The organism is Legionella gresilensis, assembly GCF_900639865.1.
Lineage (GTDB): Bacteria > Pseudomonadota > Gammaproteobacteria > Legionellales > Legionellaceae > Legionella_C > Legionella_C gresilensis.
The window spans coordinates 78,241-95,917 of sequence record NZ_CAAAHX010000002.1; the positions used below are offsets into that span (position 1 = coordinate 78,241).

Sequence of the window (17,677 nt, forward strand, 5' to 3'; positions counted from 1 at the left end):
GTACTTAAATAGAATCGATAGAGGCTCTTGCTATACACCATACATCAACGCGTTGAACATGCTGCTTTTTTAGTAATTTTGCAACCTCATTTGCTGTGTTTCCAGTCGTGATTAAATCGTCAATAATAGTTACGTGCTGATAGCGATTTGATTTAGCTATAAATGAAGCTTTTAAGTTTTGATGACGTTGTTTTCTCGATAAAGTAGCTTGAGGAGGCGTATTTATAATTTTGTGTAAAAGCGTTAGGTCGATAGGAATATTTAAATATTTAGACAATAATTTAGCTAATATAACAGATTGATTAAACCCCCGATTATACAGTCGTTTAGGATGCAAAGGTATAGGTATGAAGCAGTCAGGACGGTAGGTTTGACTGGGTAGAGCATCTAACATAAATTTTACCAATAATGTACTTAAGTAAAGGGCCTTATAGTATTTAAATTGATGAATAAGTGTACGCAAGGGCTCTTCAAATGCATAAGCTGTTAATACCTGATCATAAGTTGGTTTTTGCTTACTACAGTAACCACACTGCAAAATGCAATCGCTAGGTAAGGCGACTCGACAGATTGAACATGCATATTTTAATGGAATAAAAAGTTTTAAGCAGGGATTGCAAATAGCAAGTTGTTCATGATGATATTGATTACATAAAACACATACTGCAGTTAAACGTAGTATTCGTGGTATACTCGCGAGCTTATGAAGCATAATCCGTTGGACTTCCTATTAATTAAGCGTTTACATGATGAATCCTAAAACAGAAATTTGCAATGCCTTTAATGAGCATGCCTTCCATTATGAACAAGCAGCGAAAGTTCAATCTGAAATAGGTAACCGATTATTTCAACGCTTAGATTATTTAAAAATAAATCCTCGTTTTATACTTGATTTAGGCTGTGGGCCTGGCATCTTTACTATTTTACTCAAAAAGAAATATCCTAAAGCAGTTATTTTAGGTATCGATATTGCTTACAAAATGCTATTACAAGCCAAACAAAAACAAACATTTTGGCGTAAATGGTTTTTGGTTAATGCAGATATGGCAACATTACCTTTTATGGATGGATTATTTGATTTAGTTTTTGCTAACCAAGTTATCCATTGGGGAACATTAACCTCTTTAATGCGAGAATTAAATCGAGTGATGTCGCCTAATGGTTGTTTCATGTTTTCAACCTTGGGGCCTGATACTTTTAAAGAATTAAAACAAGCTTGGTCGTCGGTTGATAAGTATGCTCATATTAATAGTTTTATGGATATGCATGATATTGGTGATTGCCTATTAAGAGAGCGGTTTTTAGATCCAGTCGTTGATATGGAGTATTTAACTGTTCACTACCGTAATTTAAAAGAACTTATTTCTAGTTTAAAAGCCCAGGGCGTCCGTAATATAAATCCAGATCGTAATCAAGGTCTAACTGCAAAAGGGCATTGGAGAGATTTTGCAAGAAACTACGAATCTTTTCTTATAAAAGACAAATATCCTCTTACTTATGAAGTAGTTTATGGTCATGCCTGGAAGGGAGAGCAGCATCAATTAGAGTCAGGTGTTGAAACCTTTATTCCAATTTCTAAAATTGGTAAGCGTATTTCTTGATTTCTATTATAAATAGCTATAATTTAATTCATATCGTCCTATAGATGACGTATTGTTTTTTATATTGGCATTAGTGGATTGGGTTAAGAGAATAATTACTTGTAAACAGATGTGTGCTTGCTCAAAGAAGTCGATTATTTTAATAATCATAGATAACTATGGGTGCCAGGAGCTATTATGAAATTTGTTAGTCGCTATGTCTCGCATCAACCTAATGCAGAAGGGATTATAGATTATTCTCCAGAAGAAGATGGGATCTGGCAGCAACTCTATGAAAGACAAATGGCAATTTTACCTAATCGTGCTTGTGATGAGTTTTTAAAAGGGCTACAAATACTCAATTTACCATCTAATCATATTCCGCAACTTTCTGATATTAGTTCTAAATTAGTTGGATTAACTGGCTGGCAAGTTAAACCGGTAGCCGCTTTAATCTCTGCACGCGAATTTTTTGAGTTATTAGCGGAGCGACATTTTCCAGCTGCAACCTTTATACGCTGCCAAGAAGAGTTAAACTATATTAAAGAGCCTGATATCTTTCATGAACTCTTTGGCCATTGTCCAATGCTAACTGATCCTGTGTATGCCGATTTTCTTTGTAACTATGCTCGTAAAGTATTGGCCTTCCCAGAGAGCCAATGGCCTTTATTACAACGTTTATTTTGGTTTACTGTTGAATTTGGTTTAATTAAAACGGATTGTGGTTTACGCGCTTATGGGGGAGGAATTCTATCATCAATCAGTGAAACTGCTTATAGTGTTGAAAGCGATATACCTATGCGCGTTTTATTTGATCCGGTGGTGGCATTTCGCACCCCTTATCGCATTGATAAGTTACAGCAAATTTACTTTGTTATTGACAAGTATGAAGTTTTATATGATTTTGTTTGCCAGGATATAGAAAAATATATGCAGCGAGCGTGTGAGTTAGGAGAATTTCTGCCATTATTTGAGGTGGAAAAAGATAATCCGAGTATTCATATTCATGCTTGTTAAAGCGTTTCTGTTATAATTTATATAATGAATTGAATACAGGGACAGACAGTATAAAATCGATATGCAATTAAATTAGACTATTTTAAAGTCATTTGGCGACTTACTAAGACACAATTGCTAAGGTTTGAAAAAATTTAATAGAGTTCTTTAATTGTAATGCCTAGTTAGTCTTGTTAATATCGTCGTACTTTTGAATTGTGAGACCTCTTGCATACATGCAATTTTGCTTTGATACAAAATTGCAAGGTTACTACATTGTTTGCTCAAATAATATTATCTTGCTATAGGCAAAATAGTTAAGTTATGTAAGGGTTTATTGGCTGACAAATTGTCAAGGAGCATCGCTTGATCAAAATACTCATTGTTGATGACCATGCGTTGGTTAGAATGGGTATTCGCCGACTTTTAGAAGATTTGCCTGATATGGATGTAGTTGCTGAGGCTGCAAGTGGCGAGGAAGCCCTAGTGTTGGTGAAATCTCACAGACCAGATGTCGTTTTATTGGATATGAAAATGCCTGGTATCGATGGATGGGAAGTAACAAGGCGTCTTAAAAAATCTAATCCTCATATTAAAATAATTGCTGTAACGGCAATTTGTGCCGAACCACTACCTACACGCATTTTACAGCTAGGGGCTATGGGTTATCTTACCAAAGAGTCTGGTGTACAGGAAATGGCTGCAGCTATTCGTAAAGTGGCCAAAGGTGAAAAATATTTAAGTGCTGAGATTGCCCAGAAAATGGCTATTAATAGTCTTATGGATGTTCAAGGTTCACCTTTTGATGCTTTATCAGAGCGAGAGATGCAAGTCATGCTAATGATTACGAGTGGAATGACGGTACAAGATATTGCTGAGCGCTTGTTCTTAAGCACAAAAACTATTAATGGGTATCGCTATCGAATTTTTGAAAAATTGGGTATTAAAAATGATGTCGAGTTAACCCATCTTGCCTTAAAACATAAAGTAATTGAAAAACCATCTGATGTATTGTTAGATGATCACTAACATACGTTAATTATAAAGAGATGAAAGCTCTTTTATACTGGTATAAAAATGATCGCGTAAGTTAAGAAGTTTTGCGCGATCTATTCTTAGTAGTTAATCTATGAATAAACAAATTTTATCGAATGAATTAAGTAATTTTGTAGCTAACCTTACTATGGAACCTGGCGTTTATCGAATGTTAGACGTAAAAGGTGACATTCTTTATATTGGTAAGGCAGCTAATTTAAAAAAACGGGTAAGCAGCTATTTTTCTAGACAAGTAGTAGGAACTAAGACCCGCTCACTAGTTAGCCAAATTGCTTCAATTGAAGTGACAGTTACAAAAACTGAGACAGAAGCCCTCCTTTTAGAAAGTAGTTTAATTAAAACATTCCGCCCTAAATATAACGTTTTAATGCGGGACGATAAGTCATATCCTTATATTCATCTTACGACAGAACATACTTATCCTCGATTAGAAATGTATCGTAGTAAAAAAAAACCACAAAAGGGCACTTATTTTGGACCTTATCCAAGTGCAGGCATGGTTCGCGATACCTTAAGTACTATTCAGAAAGTATTTAAAATTCGTAATTGCCGGGACAGCTATTTTAATACTCGTTCAAGACCATGCTTACAGTATCAAATAAAGCGCTGTACAGCGCCTTGTACAGGCTATATTTCTGCTGTTGATTACCAGCAATCTGTAAATGATGCTGTTAAATTCCTACAAGGAAAATGTCAAGATATTTTAAAAGAGCTAGAAGCCCGTATGGAATCTGCCGTACAGCAGCTCGCTTATGAACAGGCAGCAGTATTGCGAGATCAAATTAAAAGTCTGCGTTTAGTGCAGGAGCAGCAGGGAGTTGTGCAATTAAGAGGTGATGCAGATGTCATTGCAATTGAAGTTCGAGCCGGGTTCGCTTGTGTTCAGTGTATTTCTATCCGTGACGGGCACGTTATTGCTAGCCAAAGTTTTTTCCCTACAGTACCTGAATTATCTTTACAAGAGAGTGAATTACGTCAACAAGTCCTAGAAGCGTTTATTTCCTTTTATTATGTTGAGGTTCCAGAACGAATCCCGGCCTTACTCATTCTAGATGAAGCAGTAGCAGAATTAAGCCTCATTAAAGATATGTTAACCAAATTGCGCGGCAAAGAATGTCGTATGCAAGTAAATCCTCGAGGCGTAAAAGCTCGTTGGCTTGAATTTGCAAAGAATAACTTGCGTTTAGCAGTCGGTGAACATGAAGCTTCCGCTGCAACGATGACCAGACGCTATACTGCTCTAGCCACACTTTTAGAACTGGAAAAACCTATCGAGCGCATGGAATGCTTTGATATTAGCCACACGCAAGGAGAATTAACAGTTGCTTCTTGTGTTGTGTTTGATGCAGAAGGACCTCGTAAAAGTGATTATCGCAGGTTTAATATTACTGGTATTACTCCATCTGATGATTATGCAGCTATGCAGCAAGTTTTATCAAGACGCTATAAGCGATTATTACAAGAGCAAAATTTACCTGATGTGTTAATTATTGATGGTGGTAAAGGGCAAGTTAGTGTTGCTAAGCGCGTTTTACAGGAACTTGGTATCGAAGGTATTACGCTATTAGGTATTGCTAAAGGTATTGATCGGAAAGCAGGGTGGGAGCGATTAATTCTGGTAGATCAAGAAAAGGAAATTACTTTGCCAAGCGATTCCCCAGCTTTACATTTGTTGCAGCAAATACGTGATGAAGCGCATCGGTTCGCCATTATGGCTCATCGTAAAAAAAGAAATACGGCAGGGCTTGAATCCTCCCTTGAAATGATTGAAGGTGTTGGACCAAAAAGACGGCATGCATTGTTACAACGCTTTGGTGGCTTACGTGAGCTTGCTAAAGCACCTATTGAAGAAATTGTAAAAGTTGCAGGCATTAATGCTGAGCTTGCTTTTCGTATCTATCAGCATTTTCACCCCTAACACACATTTTAAAATCTCATGAATTATTAATTGGCAGCTATGTTTCCGTTTTTGTAAAGCTGTGTCTATCTAATTTTATTAGATCTCTTTCCAAACTGCCGTTGATGGTCAATCTCGGTGGAAAAAAGATCTTCAAAATGCTTATGTATTTCATGACACGGTAATTTTTCAGCCTTTTTTCAACCGACCTCGTCTCTTCACTGCCAGTTTGGAAAGAGGTCTGTTACTACAAGTTAATTAAAACGCTATATATTGGCCTAGTTTTTGCTATAGCTTAGTTAGTAATTAGCTAATTTTCATTTAGCTTATACAACACTAATGAGAGCTATAAAGAAGGTTTGCTAATACCTATTAATTGAAAAGTTAATAAGGGCTTTAAAAAGAATTAAAAATAAAGACAAAGACTAAACTTTTTAGGTAGTTAACCGACACAGAGTGAAGAAGGGTTTAAAGCGCAATCCTTTACTTAAATTATAGGGGATCACGTCATGAAAAGAATTTTGGTGATGATTACTCTCTTAATACCTGCTTTTGCAGTACATGCCACTGCTTATTATGGAAAAGGACTCTGTGCTTATCCGCAATATGAATGTATTAAAGTTGGGAAAGGACAAACTTGGGAAAAGCTTTTTCCTGATGAACAACAGCGTGACATAGTGCAGCGTGTTAATCGTAGCTATAACTATTTATGGTATGGCAAGGAAATTGTAGTGCCTCGTAATTTAACCAATAAGACCATTTTGGATTTTGCTCCTTTTCCTTTGCAAATAAAGCCTGAAGGTGAAAAACAAGTGATTGTTGATCAGGACAAGCTTGCTTGGGGCGCTTATGATGCTGAAGGAAAGTTAGTCAAGTGGGGACCTATTTCATCCGGTACTGATAAGTGCTCAGATAGTAGTCATTCATGCCGTACTATGACAGGCATCTTCCACTTTTTTAGTAAGGAGAATGAAAAATGTCGCTCTAATGTTTACCCAATCGGAAAGGGTGGCGCAAAAATGCCCTATTGCATGTATTTTCATAAAGGATTTGCATTACATGGCTCTGATGATATCCCTGGTTATCGTGCAAGTCATGGGTGTGTGAGATTATTTACTCAAGATGCTCTTTGGTTAAATCATGAATTTGTAGACACAAGTGGTCCAAATGGTCTAGGTACCAAAGTAACTGTACGACCTATTTTAACAACTGCAAGTGGAAAAAGACAATGAACAAACTAAGCCAAAAAAATTTAAAAAATTTGTTCTTTCTTTTACTTTTAATTGGGTGCAATAGCCTTTTTGCTGAAAAAGCTATAAAAGCTGAAAAAGCTGAAAAAGAAAATACAAGGAATCCTATAGGCTGCCGTAATGAAGGCTACGCTTTTGATTTAAAAACGCTAAAATTAAAACCTTCTGATGCGGGAGCAACCCAGTCACTCTATGTTATTTTTAATAAAACAAATCAAACCATTAATCTCTTTCAGATGCGTCCAGAAGACAGTGCTTATAGCGCTTATTTAAACCATTCTATTTCGGGAAGGCAGTGGGCTGTTTTAGCTACAAGTGAACCTGTAGTTAAATATATTTGCTCAATTGCTGAAGGAAAATCACCTTATGGGCGGATAGTTGATTGTCAAGAGCATTTACAAGTTTGTGAATATACCAATGTCAAATATGGTTTAAATAACCGAGGTAATTATTGGCTTGCTAATACAGGCTCCAAAAATGATGCAGTTAGAGCCATAGTAAGGTACGGTATTATTCCTTCTATAGATATGTAAGGATTTTATTTAAAGGTGAGTATTAATTAAATTAAAAGGAAAATTACCATGAAATCATTGCTACCATGGTTTTGCTTAGTTGCTACAGCTTCAAGCCAATTGGTCAATGCTGCTGATGGTTTAGATGCTTATCGACAAGGTAATTATACGCTTGCAGCGAAAACCCTACCAAGCTTAGCGTCTACAGATCCGGTAGCCAATTACTACCTTGGCTTAATGCGTCTTTATGGTTATGGAGAATTAAGAAATGACACTCTAGCTTTACGTTATTTTATGGAATCAGCTAATAAAGGATTTTTACCCGCGCAACTGTTGTTAGCTAATTATTCCCTAAATAAAGGTGAGCCTGAAGAAGCATTTAAATGGTTTAAGAAAGCAGCCGAGGCAGATGATACTATAGCTAATATGTATTGTGCGGCAGCTTATTTATATGGTTATGGTGTTAAAAAGAGCCCAGAGGCAGCTAAAAAATATTATATTGCGGCAGCTAAAAATGGAAACGCCATTGCTCAATATACTTTAGCAGAACACTTTTTAGAAAGTCGGCAAGCGCAAAATAAGAAAATGGGGGTTATTTGGCTTACTAAAGCTGCAGAACAAGGAAATTTTAATGCACAAATAAAATTAGCTGAGCTATATGTTAACGGGCAAGGCGTTACAAAGGATTTGGCTAAAGCTAAAAGCTTAGTTGAAAAATCAGCCCATGAAAACTATCCACCTGCCATGTTTATTTATGGAGAAATAGCCCGCAAGGAAGGAGATAACGCTAAAGCTAAAGATTGGCTAACCAAAGCTGGGGAGAAGCAAAATATCAAAGCTCAAACTACGCTTGCTGAACTTTATCTTGATAAAAAAAACCCTCTCTATGATGAGAAACTAGGCTTTAACTGGATGCTTAAGGCTGCTCAAAACGGCTCAAAAGAAGCCCAAAAGGCGGTCGCTAAATTTTATAAGGATGGTAAAGGTATAGCATCTAATTTAGAGCTAGCTCAGTATTGGGAACAGGAAGCCAAAAAGAAAGTTAAGGAAAAACCAGCCTCTTTACCAGCGAATATTGCCGTTGCTAAATGGTTAAGTGATGATAAAAGTGAAAGTTTTGGTAAAGAATACCAATTAAGCGGCATCTATACTGCATGGAGAAATCCAGCTGCTTTAAAGGAAAATAATTATAATCCAGCGCCACATATCGATAAGATAACGCGGCAAGACTTATATAAACCGCAGTTTGAAATGGTCGAACCAGCGGATATAGCAATTAGTGATTATTTTGATGTTATAGCGCCTACTTTGACATCAGTAGGTAATAATACAACTTGGGCTTATCCACGCTATCCCTATTCACCGGGGATAGAAAGTATACTCCGTGATCAATATTTAGTTTTAAAGCATGAGCCAGATTCTTTAGTTAAATTAAGTACAACTTACCAAACCAGCAACGAAATTAAGCCCTTTGACTATTTAGAGGAAAAGCTTGCAGGCTGGCAGAATAAAGCCAACTTACAATCTGTATTAAATCAATTATATAGTCAAGCTATATTAGGTGATCCAGGGGCGCAATTTGAATTAGGGCAACTTTATCAATATGGTATTGGGGTGGCTAAAAATATTCCTCAAGCCATTACCTATTTTCAGTTGGCAGCTCTCCAGCAAGATTTACGCGCTGAATATAATTTAGGTCTTTTATATTTAGAAGGAAAAACTGAGCCTGTTAATTATCAAAAAGGTGTGCAGTGGATTACAGATGCTGCCTTTAAAGGTAACCCTAATGCTCAATATGTCTTAGCCAATATTTATGAGCAAGGGTTGGTTGCCTCTGATGGCACTCTCGTGGTTAAGCCAGACCATGAGCAAACATTGGCGTTGCTCTCAATTGCTTCTTCCAATAATTTTGGTCCTGCACAATATCAATTGGCCTCTTTTTTAAGTAAAGACAGTAATAACGCCCTTAGTAAAAATGCTAAACAGGCTAGAATGGCTCTTATTAAGAATCTTTATCAAGGGGCAGTGAATGCAGGCGTTGTTGAAGCCCAATTACCGCTAGCATTTTATAATGCTATGGATTCTAACCCTGCAAATCAAAAAGAAGCCTTTGACGTTGCAAAAAATGAAGCACAAAGTGGTAATTCAACTGCAGCAATCTTGTTAGGTTTGATGTATGAAAGAGGAATTGCTGTCGCAGCTGATCCTGTAGAGGCAATGTACTGGTATGAGCAAACCTCTAATAACCCAGCGCATGATTTTATTCTAGGTACCTATTATAGTAATGGAAATGGCCTTAGTAAAAATGTTGCTAAAGCAAAAGAATTATTACAACAATCAGCGCAAGCAGGATTTTCTTACGCAAACTTTAATTTAGCCATCTTACAACACCAATTAGGGGAAAATTTCTTACCCGAACTTGATAAAGCACGGCAATTGGGTAATAGCAAAGCGGGTATATTATTAGCAGATTACTATATGTTAATGGCTAATAATCCAGATAATATGAAGCAAGCAAAAGAGATTTATCAGGATTTCGCTAATAAAGGGGATAAAGATGCTGAGCTTAAACTTGCTTTTCTCTATGATAAAGGATTAGGGGGAGAAGAAAATAAAGAGCAGGCTTTTCATTGGTATCAATTAGCAGCAGAGCAAGATCAACCCATTGCACAATATTTATTGGGTCAATTTTATCAGTTAGGTCGGGTAGATAAAGTGCCAAATTATGATCTAGCTAAAAAATGGTATCGGGAAGCACAAGATAGTTATATACCTGCCGCAGTAGCTTTAGGGTTTATCTATGAAACTGTAGATAATGATTATCGTAATGCATTTAATAGTTATTTATTTGCAGCTAATAAACAAGACAAAATTGCTCAGTATAATTTAGCTTTAATCTATGAAATGGGTAAAGATATCGCAGTTGACTATTCTAAAGCCCAAGAATTTTATACACGTGCGGCAGAACAAGGTTATGCAAGAGCGATGAATCAGTTAGCAGGTATTTATCTACGTGGTGACTTAGGTAAACGTGATGAGCAGCAGGCTCTAATCTGGTATAAAAAAGCTGCCGAAGCGGGCGATAGCAGTGCTCTTTATGAGCTGGGTTTATTATCTGAAACAGGCGTGTCAACAAAGCTTAGTTTTCAAGAAGCGGTAAACTTTTACCAACAAGCTGCTAACTTAGGTAATGCAAAAGCTAAATTAGCGTTAGCACGCATGTATCAACATGGGTTAGGTGTTAATAAAGATGCTCAACATGCTGCCTCTATTTATAAAGAATTAGCTAATAATAATAATGCCTATGCTCAATATCAATTAGCACTTCTTTATCTCGATGGCTCTTTAGGTGAGCGCCAACCAGAACAAGGTAAAGAATTATTAAAACTTGCTAGTGATAATGGTAGTTGGCAGGCTCGTAAAATGGTGCATTGGATGGGCGCTTTAAAAGAACAACGTTTCAGCTATATTGAACCTATAAATTTAAATCAAGTTCCCGTATTTGCCGGTCAAACTGCAGATTTAATGTATATGGATGCTATTAACGAATGGAATCGAGGCGATGAGGCTTCATCGCGAATGATTTTAAATCAATTGATGAAAAAATTCCCTCATTATATGCCAGCAAAGAGAGTTTATGAGCAACTTAACCAGCAAGCAAGTGAAAACAATTTCTTTGGGCAATCAATAGAAAAATCCCAACCAGATGGGTCGGATATTACTTAATTAAAAAGGGATAAAAGATATTTAGAATTAACTATGTTATAAAATAAACTTAAGCAGCCATCGCTTTAACACGAGCGCTTAAACGGCTTTTAATTCTTGCAGCTTTATTTTTATGGATTAATCCTTTGCCTGCTGCTTTATCAATAACAGGTTGGGCTTTAGCATAAGCTGAACGTGCCGCTTCTTGATCACCAGCTTCAACGGCTTTAATAACGTTTTTTATATAAGTACGATACATAGAACGTGCACTAGCATTATGCTTGCGAAGTTTCACATTCTGACGAGCACGTTTGATTGCTGATTTAATATTTGCCACTTAAAAATCTCCACTCATTCAGGTGTCACAAAAGTGCCAATCATGCCTAATCAGGCTATTTTTGTCAATATATATACACTAAATAAATACTTTAACGCCTAATAGCACCGCCACTAAGCTTTATACTACGTTGTAAGCTCATTCGCTTCAGTCATGCACTCCTATGTACACTCCTTCACCTCTCTTCACTTACGCTTTGTCTAAAATTTAGTGGGTGGTGCTATATGTAGGGCTTGTTTTTTCAATTATAGGCTGATTTACATGCTTTACTAATTTACTTTTATAAACATTGACTAAACATGCAAGCAGTGTCACCGTTGCACAGACCAATATATAGAATGCAGGCGCCTCTGAGGTACCTAAATATCGAATTAACCCAGTAAATGCTAATGGGCCTATACCACCAAATACTGCAATACCTAGGCTATAACTAAAGCCTACTGCAGAGTAACGAATATTTTCTGGAAATAATTCGAGAATTAAAATGATGTAGCTGCCATTAGCCAGGCCACCAAGAGTCGCAAGACCTAAAATAAATGGCCATAAAAAGACTTCTCCATATAGCCTTAAGCCATAAAAGAATGGATAGCTAAAGACAATCAATAGTATCGTACTAATTATTAACAGCTTTGTTCTGTTTATATAATCTGAGACACGGCCCGAGAAAAAAGTCATTAAACCTAGACTTAAAAAAGCAAAAAAGTTAATGATATAGGTATGTGAAACCTGAATATTAATATTATTAATAAGATAGGTTGGTAAATAGAGAAAAAAAGAAATAATGCTTGCGGGTACTGCTGTTAATAAAAAAGCACTTAATAATTTGATAGGCGATAGTTGTAGAACGCCTAAGAATGGGAGACGATGTAAGTTATTTTCTTTTAATATTGCTAAAAAGGTAGGTGTTTCTAGCGTTTTACTCCTAATTTCATAGCTAATAATACCAACTATAAATCCTAAGATAAAAGGTATACGCCATCCCCACAATAGCATTTGCTGAGAGGTTAAACAGGTAGTTAAAATCAAGCCAACCCCAGCACCAATAGTATTTCCCAGGGTAATACACATAAACACAAAACCAATGGCCACGCCTCGTTGATTAGATGGCATATGTTCGCTGGTAAAAATGGCGGCGCCAGGAATTTCTCCACCTACCGAAAATCCTTGCAGTAATCTTAATAGAATTAAAAGAATAGGTGCTGCCATGCCTATAGATTGGTAAGTGGGTAAACACCCGATAAGTAAAGTTGCTATTGCCATTATAAATACGGATAATGAAAAAGCTGATTTACGTCCAAACTTATCCCCTAAATGGCCAAAGACAATGCCGCCTAAAGGTCTGGCTAAATAACCCAGTGCAAAAACAGCAAATGTATTAATTAAATTTATGAATTGATTAGTATTAGCAAAGAAATGCTGGCTAAGGTATGGCGCAAATAAGGCGTAAATTGTAAAATCATAAAATTCTAACGCACCGCCTAGAGCAATCAATCCTATCATTTTATACTGATTTTTTGTCATGAGGTAAGCCTATACTCTACAAGCTGACTATTATGATATGGTGTTTTATTAAAGTCTATTTTAGCAGGCTAAAAATTGGGCATAAATTGGTCTTGAATTTTTATATCAAATTTAGAGTAATTAAGTGTAATAGTCTGATTTTAATTTTTTTTCAATGGGTTATATAAATTAGTAAACAAAAAGATTAATGAAATCTATTTAATTGTCGCAAAACGCCGCATTAACATTATATGATAAGACTTTTTTATAATCCTTAAAATTATGTCTACAATCGAAACTATGGTCCCAAAACGACAAAGCTTGCTACGTTCAAGTACACTTGTTTCTCTTATGACTTTTTTATCTCGGATGACAGGGTTTGCACGAGATATGTTATTAGCTCATTTATTTGGCGCACAAGCAGGGATGGACGCTTTTCTGGTTGCCTTTAGAATACCTAATTTTATGCGTCGACTTTTTGCCGAGGGTGCTTTTTCACAAGCATTTGTGCCTGTTCTTGCTGAATATCAGCAAACACAATCACATGAAGATGTACGAACCTTTATTGCGCGTGTTGCAGGTCGATTAAGCTCTGTACTGACTTTAGTGACGTTACTTGGCATTATCGCCACGCCTGCAATTATTTTTATTTTTGCCCCAGGCTTTGGTGAACATAGTAATCGCACACTATTGGCCACAGAAATGCTAAGAATTACTTTTCCCTATTTAATGTTGGTTTCGCTAACTGCAATGGCAGGTGCTATTTTAAATACTTATGGACACTTTGTTGTGCCTGCGATTACGCCTGTGTTTTTAAATTTATCTTTAATTTTATCAGCGCTATTCTTAGTAAATTATTGTCATCCTCCAATCATGGCTTTGGCGTGGGGGGTGTTATTTGCTGGAGTTGTACAATTTTTATTCCAACTGCCATTCTTGCATCGACGTCAATTATTAATAAGGCCTAAACGAGCTTATGCTGATGAAGGTGTTAAACGGGTTATGAGATTAATGGTTCCTGCCTTATTTGGGGTTTCTATTGCGCAATTAAATTTAATTATTGACTCCATATTTGCTTCTTTTTTAAAAGTAGGTAGCGTTTCATGGTTATATTATACAGACCGGTTAACTGATTTTCCTTTAGGAGTCTTTGGGGTAGCTATTGCGACGGTCATTTTACCTCACTTATCACGGCGTCATGCTGAGGAAAATGATACTCATTTTTCTTTGGCAATTGACTGGGGATTAAGAACAATATTGTTAATTGGAATTCCTGCTAGTATTGGACTTATTTTTTTCTCTATGCCATTGATAGCTTGTTGTTTTGCATATGGAAAATTTACAAATTTTGATTTAATACAAACACAGAAAAGTTTAATAGCGCTTGCCGCAGGCATTCCTGCATTTATGATGATCAAGGTACTGGCCTCAGGCTTTTATGCTAAACAAAATATCAAAACGCCTGTTAAGATAGGCGCGATTGCCATGGTGGTTAATAGTATTTTATGTGCCTTGCTTATTTGGCCTTTAGCCCATGCAGGTTTAGCCTTAGCTTCTGCATTAGCAGGATATGTCAATAGTGGTATTTTGTTATTCCTTCTTCGGCGTCGTAAAATATATAAGCCAAAAGCAGGTTGGGGATTTTTTATTTTGCAATTAATATTAGCTAATACCGTTATTGCTATATATTTATATTTTATGACAGGCACAGCCTTTGACTGGCTTGGGCTTACTCCCTGGGCAAGATTAGGTAAACTTTTTTTTCATGTTAGTGTGAGCATAATTATTTATTTTCTACTTTTATATTTTTCTGGTATGCGAGTGGCACAATTTCGCGGCTTTAATAAGGAATGACTATGAATAGTGAACTATTTTATCAAAGCGTTGCCGAACAAGCATGTCCGCTAATTTTAATTACCCAAGATCAATGGAATAAAGGTTTAGTAAATTTAACCGACTATGAGCGTAATTTATTTAATGTACAACAGTTTAAAGGTAAGTTAGGGGATATATGTTTAGTTAGTCATCAAGATGGCTCGCTGGCAAAAGCTTATATAGGTACAGGAGAGCAAAGTGATATCTTAGCAATAGCGCATGTTGCTACTCATCTTCCAGCCGGCTCTTATAAGCCTGAGCAAGCCCTCTCTCAAGCTGCATTGATTTTCTGGGCTTTAGCGCAATACCAGTTTGCTGATTATAAACAAGCATCTGACACGGTCGTTCGCCGTTTAATTGTCTCGAAAGAAGAATTGGTTCAAATTAAGAGGCAAGTAGATAGTATTTTTTTTATTCGTGATTTAATTAATAAACCTACAAATGATCTAGGGCCGGCAGAACTTGCTCAGGTTACACAAAATCTTGCCGAACAATATCAAGCTAATTTTAAGCAATGGGTTGATAAGGAATTAATAGAGCATAACTTTCCGGCAATTTATACAGTAGGTAAAGCGTCAGAAAATAGACCACGACTCGTTTCCTTCACTTGGGGTTCTCCTAATCATCCTGCTATTTGTCTGATTGGAAAAGGTGTTTGCTTTGATAGTGGTGGCCTTGATATTAAACCATCATCTGGTATGCGCTTAATGAAAAAGGATATGGGCGGCGCGGCTCATGCTTTAGGATTAGCGCAATGGATTATGGCTTGCCAATTACCTGTTTATTTACAGGTACTTATACCTGCTGTGGAAAATTCAATTGGGCCGCAGGCATTTAGGCCAGGTGATATCATCACTATGCGCAATAAGCTAACTGTGGAAGTAGATAATACGGATGCAGAAGGTCGATTAATTTTGGCTGATGCTTTAGTAAAAGCAGCAGAGTTTAATCCAGAGCTTATTATTGATTTTGCAACCTTAACCGGTGCTGCTCGAGTTGCAGTAGGTACAGAAATTGCAGCAATGTTTGCAAATAATGAAAGTTTGGCACAGGAATTAATGATGGCAGCTAAAGAAGTAGAAGACCCAATCTGGCAATTACCACTTTTTGAAAATTATAATTCCTTATTGGATTCAAGTATTGCAGATTTATCAAATTGTGGAAATACACCTTATGCAGGCGCCATAACAGCTGCTTTATTTTTAAAACGATTTGTACCAATAACGGCTACTTGGGCTCATTTTGATATTATGGCCTGGAATACAAGCAGTAAACCGGGGAAACCTGAAGGCGGAGAAGCAATGGCTATACGTGCTTTGGCTCATTATTTACAAAAAAAATATGGTTCTAACGTAAGCTGATAGTTAATAGTCTTAAATAGAAGGAAAAGTTATGGATCAAAAAGTTTTTGTAAATCGTATTATAAATATGAAAAAAATTAAGCTCATAGGCTTAGATATGGATCATACGCTTATACGCTATAACACTAAAAATTTTGAAACACTCGTTTATAAAATTGTTATCGAGAAACTTATTAAGGATAGAAATTATCCAACTAGAATTCGCGAATTTCAGTTTAACTTTGATGATGCAATTCGCGGTTTAATTGTTGATAGCCGCAATGGTAATATTTTAAAATTAAGTCGATATGGCGCTATTCGACAAAGTTATCACGGTACTAAGCTTATTAGTTATCCTGAGCAGAAAAAAATTTATCAAAGTATTTATGTTGATTTAAAAGATCCTAATTACATGGCTATTGATACATCCTTTTCAATTGCTTTTTGCGTTTTATATAGCCAGTTAATTGATTATAAAGATCAATACCCCAATGAGTTACCTAGTTACAATAAGATTGCCTTAGATGTATTGAGCAGTGTTGATAAAGCGCATGCAGATGGCAGCATTAAAAATTATATTAGTGAACATCTTGATGACTATGTTCTTAAAGAAAAGGCAGTGGTTGAAGGCTTAAAGCGATTAAAACGTTATGGGAAAAGAATATTTATTCTTACTAATTCCGAGTACAGTTATACAAAGCTATTATTAGAATATGCTATTAATCCTTTTCTAGAGCCTAATGAAGATTGGCGTGATTTATTTGAATATGTTATCACTTTAGCCGGTAAACCGCGTTTTTTTTATGATAATCCACGCTTTCTTGCCGTAAATCCAGTGGATGCTACCATGACCAATTTTCATGGTGAAATTAAACCTGGTATTTATCAAGGAGGCTGTGCCCGTAAGTTTACCGAAGATTTACAAGTCAAAGGCGACGAAATTTTATACATAGGTGACCATATCTATGGTGATATTCTTCGTTTAAAGAAGGATTGTAATTGGCGAACAGCACTCGTTGTTGAAGAGCTGAGTGAAGAAGTAGCTTCACAAAAGCGTGCTTTACCTGTTGAGAAACAAATTATTGCTGCAATGGAAACTAAAAAAGAATTCGAACAAAAATATATTGATTTATATACAAAAAGTATTGATGAAGATACTCAGATCTATCAAGAAGAAATTAATAACTGGCAGCAACAAATTGCTAAAATTGATACTCATATAACAGCATTGCTTAAAGAACAACAAGCTTTTTATAATCCTCGCTGGGGCCGGATTTTTAGAGCAGGGGCCGAAGAAAGCTATTTCGCTTATCAAGTTGACAGATTTGCGTGTATTTACATGGAAAAGTTATCTGATCTACTAGCACATTCACCCTTAACTTACTTTCGGGCAAATCGTCGTAGGCTCGCTCATGATATAGAAATTTAAAAATTATTAAGTCATGTTGTAATTAACTAGATAAAGGGCTAATTAGGGTAATTCGATAAGTAGATTAAAAATGAGTTATAAAATATTTATCTTTTACGTTCATATGAGAATCAGTTTTTTTACAATTTGATGTTATCCTTATTGAAATTTAAAAAAGGGAGTGATAGTAAGCCTACGGCAAATTATAGCTAATTTCCAGC

At 36.2% G+C, this 17,677-nt stretch carries 13 protein-coding genes; 10 read left to right on the top strand and 3 right to left on the bottom strand.

Annotated features, from left to right (window positions below; genetic code table 11):
- Nucleotides 1–4 precede the first annotated feature (4 nt).
- On the bottom strand, nucleotides 5–712 hold the full coding sequence (locus E1P04_RS02205; RefSeq protein ID WP_131781298.1) for a ComF family protein: 708 nt from the start codon (nucleotides 710–712) through the stop codon (nucleotides 5–7).
- 37 nt (nucleotides 713–749) lie between these two features.
- Here E1P04_RS02205 and bioC point away from each other — a divergent pair, with 37 nt between their 5' ends.
- The 7 genes from bioC (at nucleotide 750) to E1P04_RS02240 (ending at nucleotide 11,017) form a co-directional block, all read left to right on the top strand.
- Nucleotides 750–1,601 (top strand): malonyl-ACP O-methyltransferase BioC, encoded by an 852-nt coding sequence (bioC, locus tag E1P04_RS02210; RefSeq protein ID WP_131781551.1) that lies wholly within the window; start codon nucleotides 750–752, stop codon nucleotides 1,599–1,601.
- Between the two features lie 177 nt (nucleotides 1,602–1,778).
- Nucleotides 1,779–2,597: a phenylalanine 4-monooxygenase gene (gene phhA / locus E1P04_RS02215; RefSeq protein WP_131781299.1), complete on the top strand. Its 819-nt coding sequence runs from the start codon at nucleotides 1,779–1,781 to the stop codon at nucleotides 2,595–2,597.
- 345 nt (nucleotides 2,598–2,942) lie between these two features.
- Entirely contained in the window at nucleotides 2,943–3,605 is a 663-nt protein-coding gene (letA, locus tag E1P04_RS02220) for a two-component system response regulator LetA (RefSeq protein WP_165482654.1), read from the top strand.
- 100 nt (nucleotides 3,606–3,705) lie between these two features.
- Entirely contained in the window at nucleotides 3,706–5,550 is a 1,845-nt protein-coding gene (gene uvrC, locus E1P04_RS02225; RefSeq protein WP_131781300.1) for an excinuclease ABC subunit UvrC, read from the top strand.
- A gap of 488 nt (nucleotides 5,551–6,038) precedes the next feature.
- Nucleotides 6,039–6,761: a L,D-transpeptidase gene (locus E1P04_RS02230; protein WP_131781301.1), complete on the top strand. Its 723-nt coding sequence runs from the start codon at nucleotides 6,039–6,041 to the stop codon at nucleotides 6,759–6,761.
- The gene (locus E1P04_RS02235; protein ID WP_131781302.1) at nucleotides 6,758–7,312 is read left to right on the top strand and encodes an endopeptidase IV; all 555 of its coding nucleotides are present in this window, start codon (nucleotides 6,758–6,760) and stop codon (nucleotides 7,310–7,312) included. The genes E1P04_RS02230 and E1P04_RS02235 overlap by 4 nt, the downstream gene beginning before the upstream one ends.
- Before the next feature lie 48 nt (nucleotides 7,313–7,360).
- Complete coding sequence (locus tag E1P04_RS02240) at nucleotides 7,361–11,017, top strand: tetratricopeptide repeat protein (protein ID WP_131781303.1); 3,657 nt, start codon at nucleotides 7,361–7,363, stop codon at nucleotides 11,015–11,017.
- Nucleotides 11,018–11,066: 49 nt separating this feature from the next.
- Here the strand turns inward: E1P04_RS02240 and rpsT are convergent, their stop codons facing one another.
- Both rpsT and E1P04_RS02250 read right to left on the bottom strand, forming a co-directional pair.
- Entirely contained in the window at nucleotides 11,067–11,333 is a 267-nt protein-coding gene (rpsT, locus tag E1P04_RS02245; RefSeq protein WP_131781304.1) for a 30S ribosomal protein S20, read from the bottom strand.
- Nucleotides 11,334–11,540: 207 nt separating this feature from the next.
- Nucleotides 11,541–12,854 (bottom strand): MFS transporter, encoded by a 1,314-nt coding sequence (locus E1P04_RS02250; protein ID WP_131781305.1) that lies wholly within the window; start codon nucleotides 12,852–12,854, stop codon nucleotides 11,541–11,543.
- A 261-nt stretch (nucleotides 12,855–13,115) separates the two neighbouring features.
- On the opposite strand from E1P04_RS02250, the gene murJ reads away from it, so the two are divergent.
- The 3 genes from murJ to E1P04_RS02265 are packed head-to-tail and all read left to right on the top strand — an operon-like array spanning nucleotide 13,116 to nucleotide 17,477.
- A complete protein-coding gene (gene murJ / locus E1P04_RS02255; protein ID WP_131781306.1) occupies nucleotides 13,116–14,687 on the top strand; it encodes a murein biosynthesis integral membrane protein MurJ in 1,572 nt (523 codons plus the stop codon).
- 2 nt (nucleotides 14,688–14,689) lie between these two features.
- Nucleotides 14,690–16,069, top strand: coding sequence for a leucyl aminopeptidase family protein (locus E1P04_RS02260; RefSeq protein WP_131781307.1), 1,380 nt, complete (start codon nucleotides 14,690–14,692; stop codon nucleotides 16,067–16,069).
- Nucleotides 16,070–16,100: 31 nt separating this feature from the next.
- The gene (locus tag E1P04_RS02265; RefSeq protein WP_131781308.1) at nucleotides 16,101–17,477 is read left to right on the top strand and encodes an HAD-IG family 5'-nucleotidase; all 1,377 of its coding nucleotides are present in this window, start codon (nucleotides 16,101–16,103) and stop codon (nucleotides 17,475–17,477) included.
- Nucleotides 17,478–17,677: the final 200 nt, after the last annotated feature.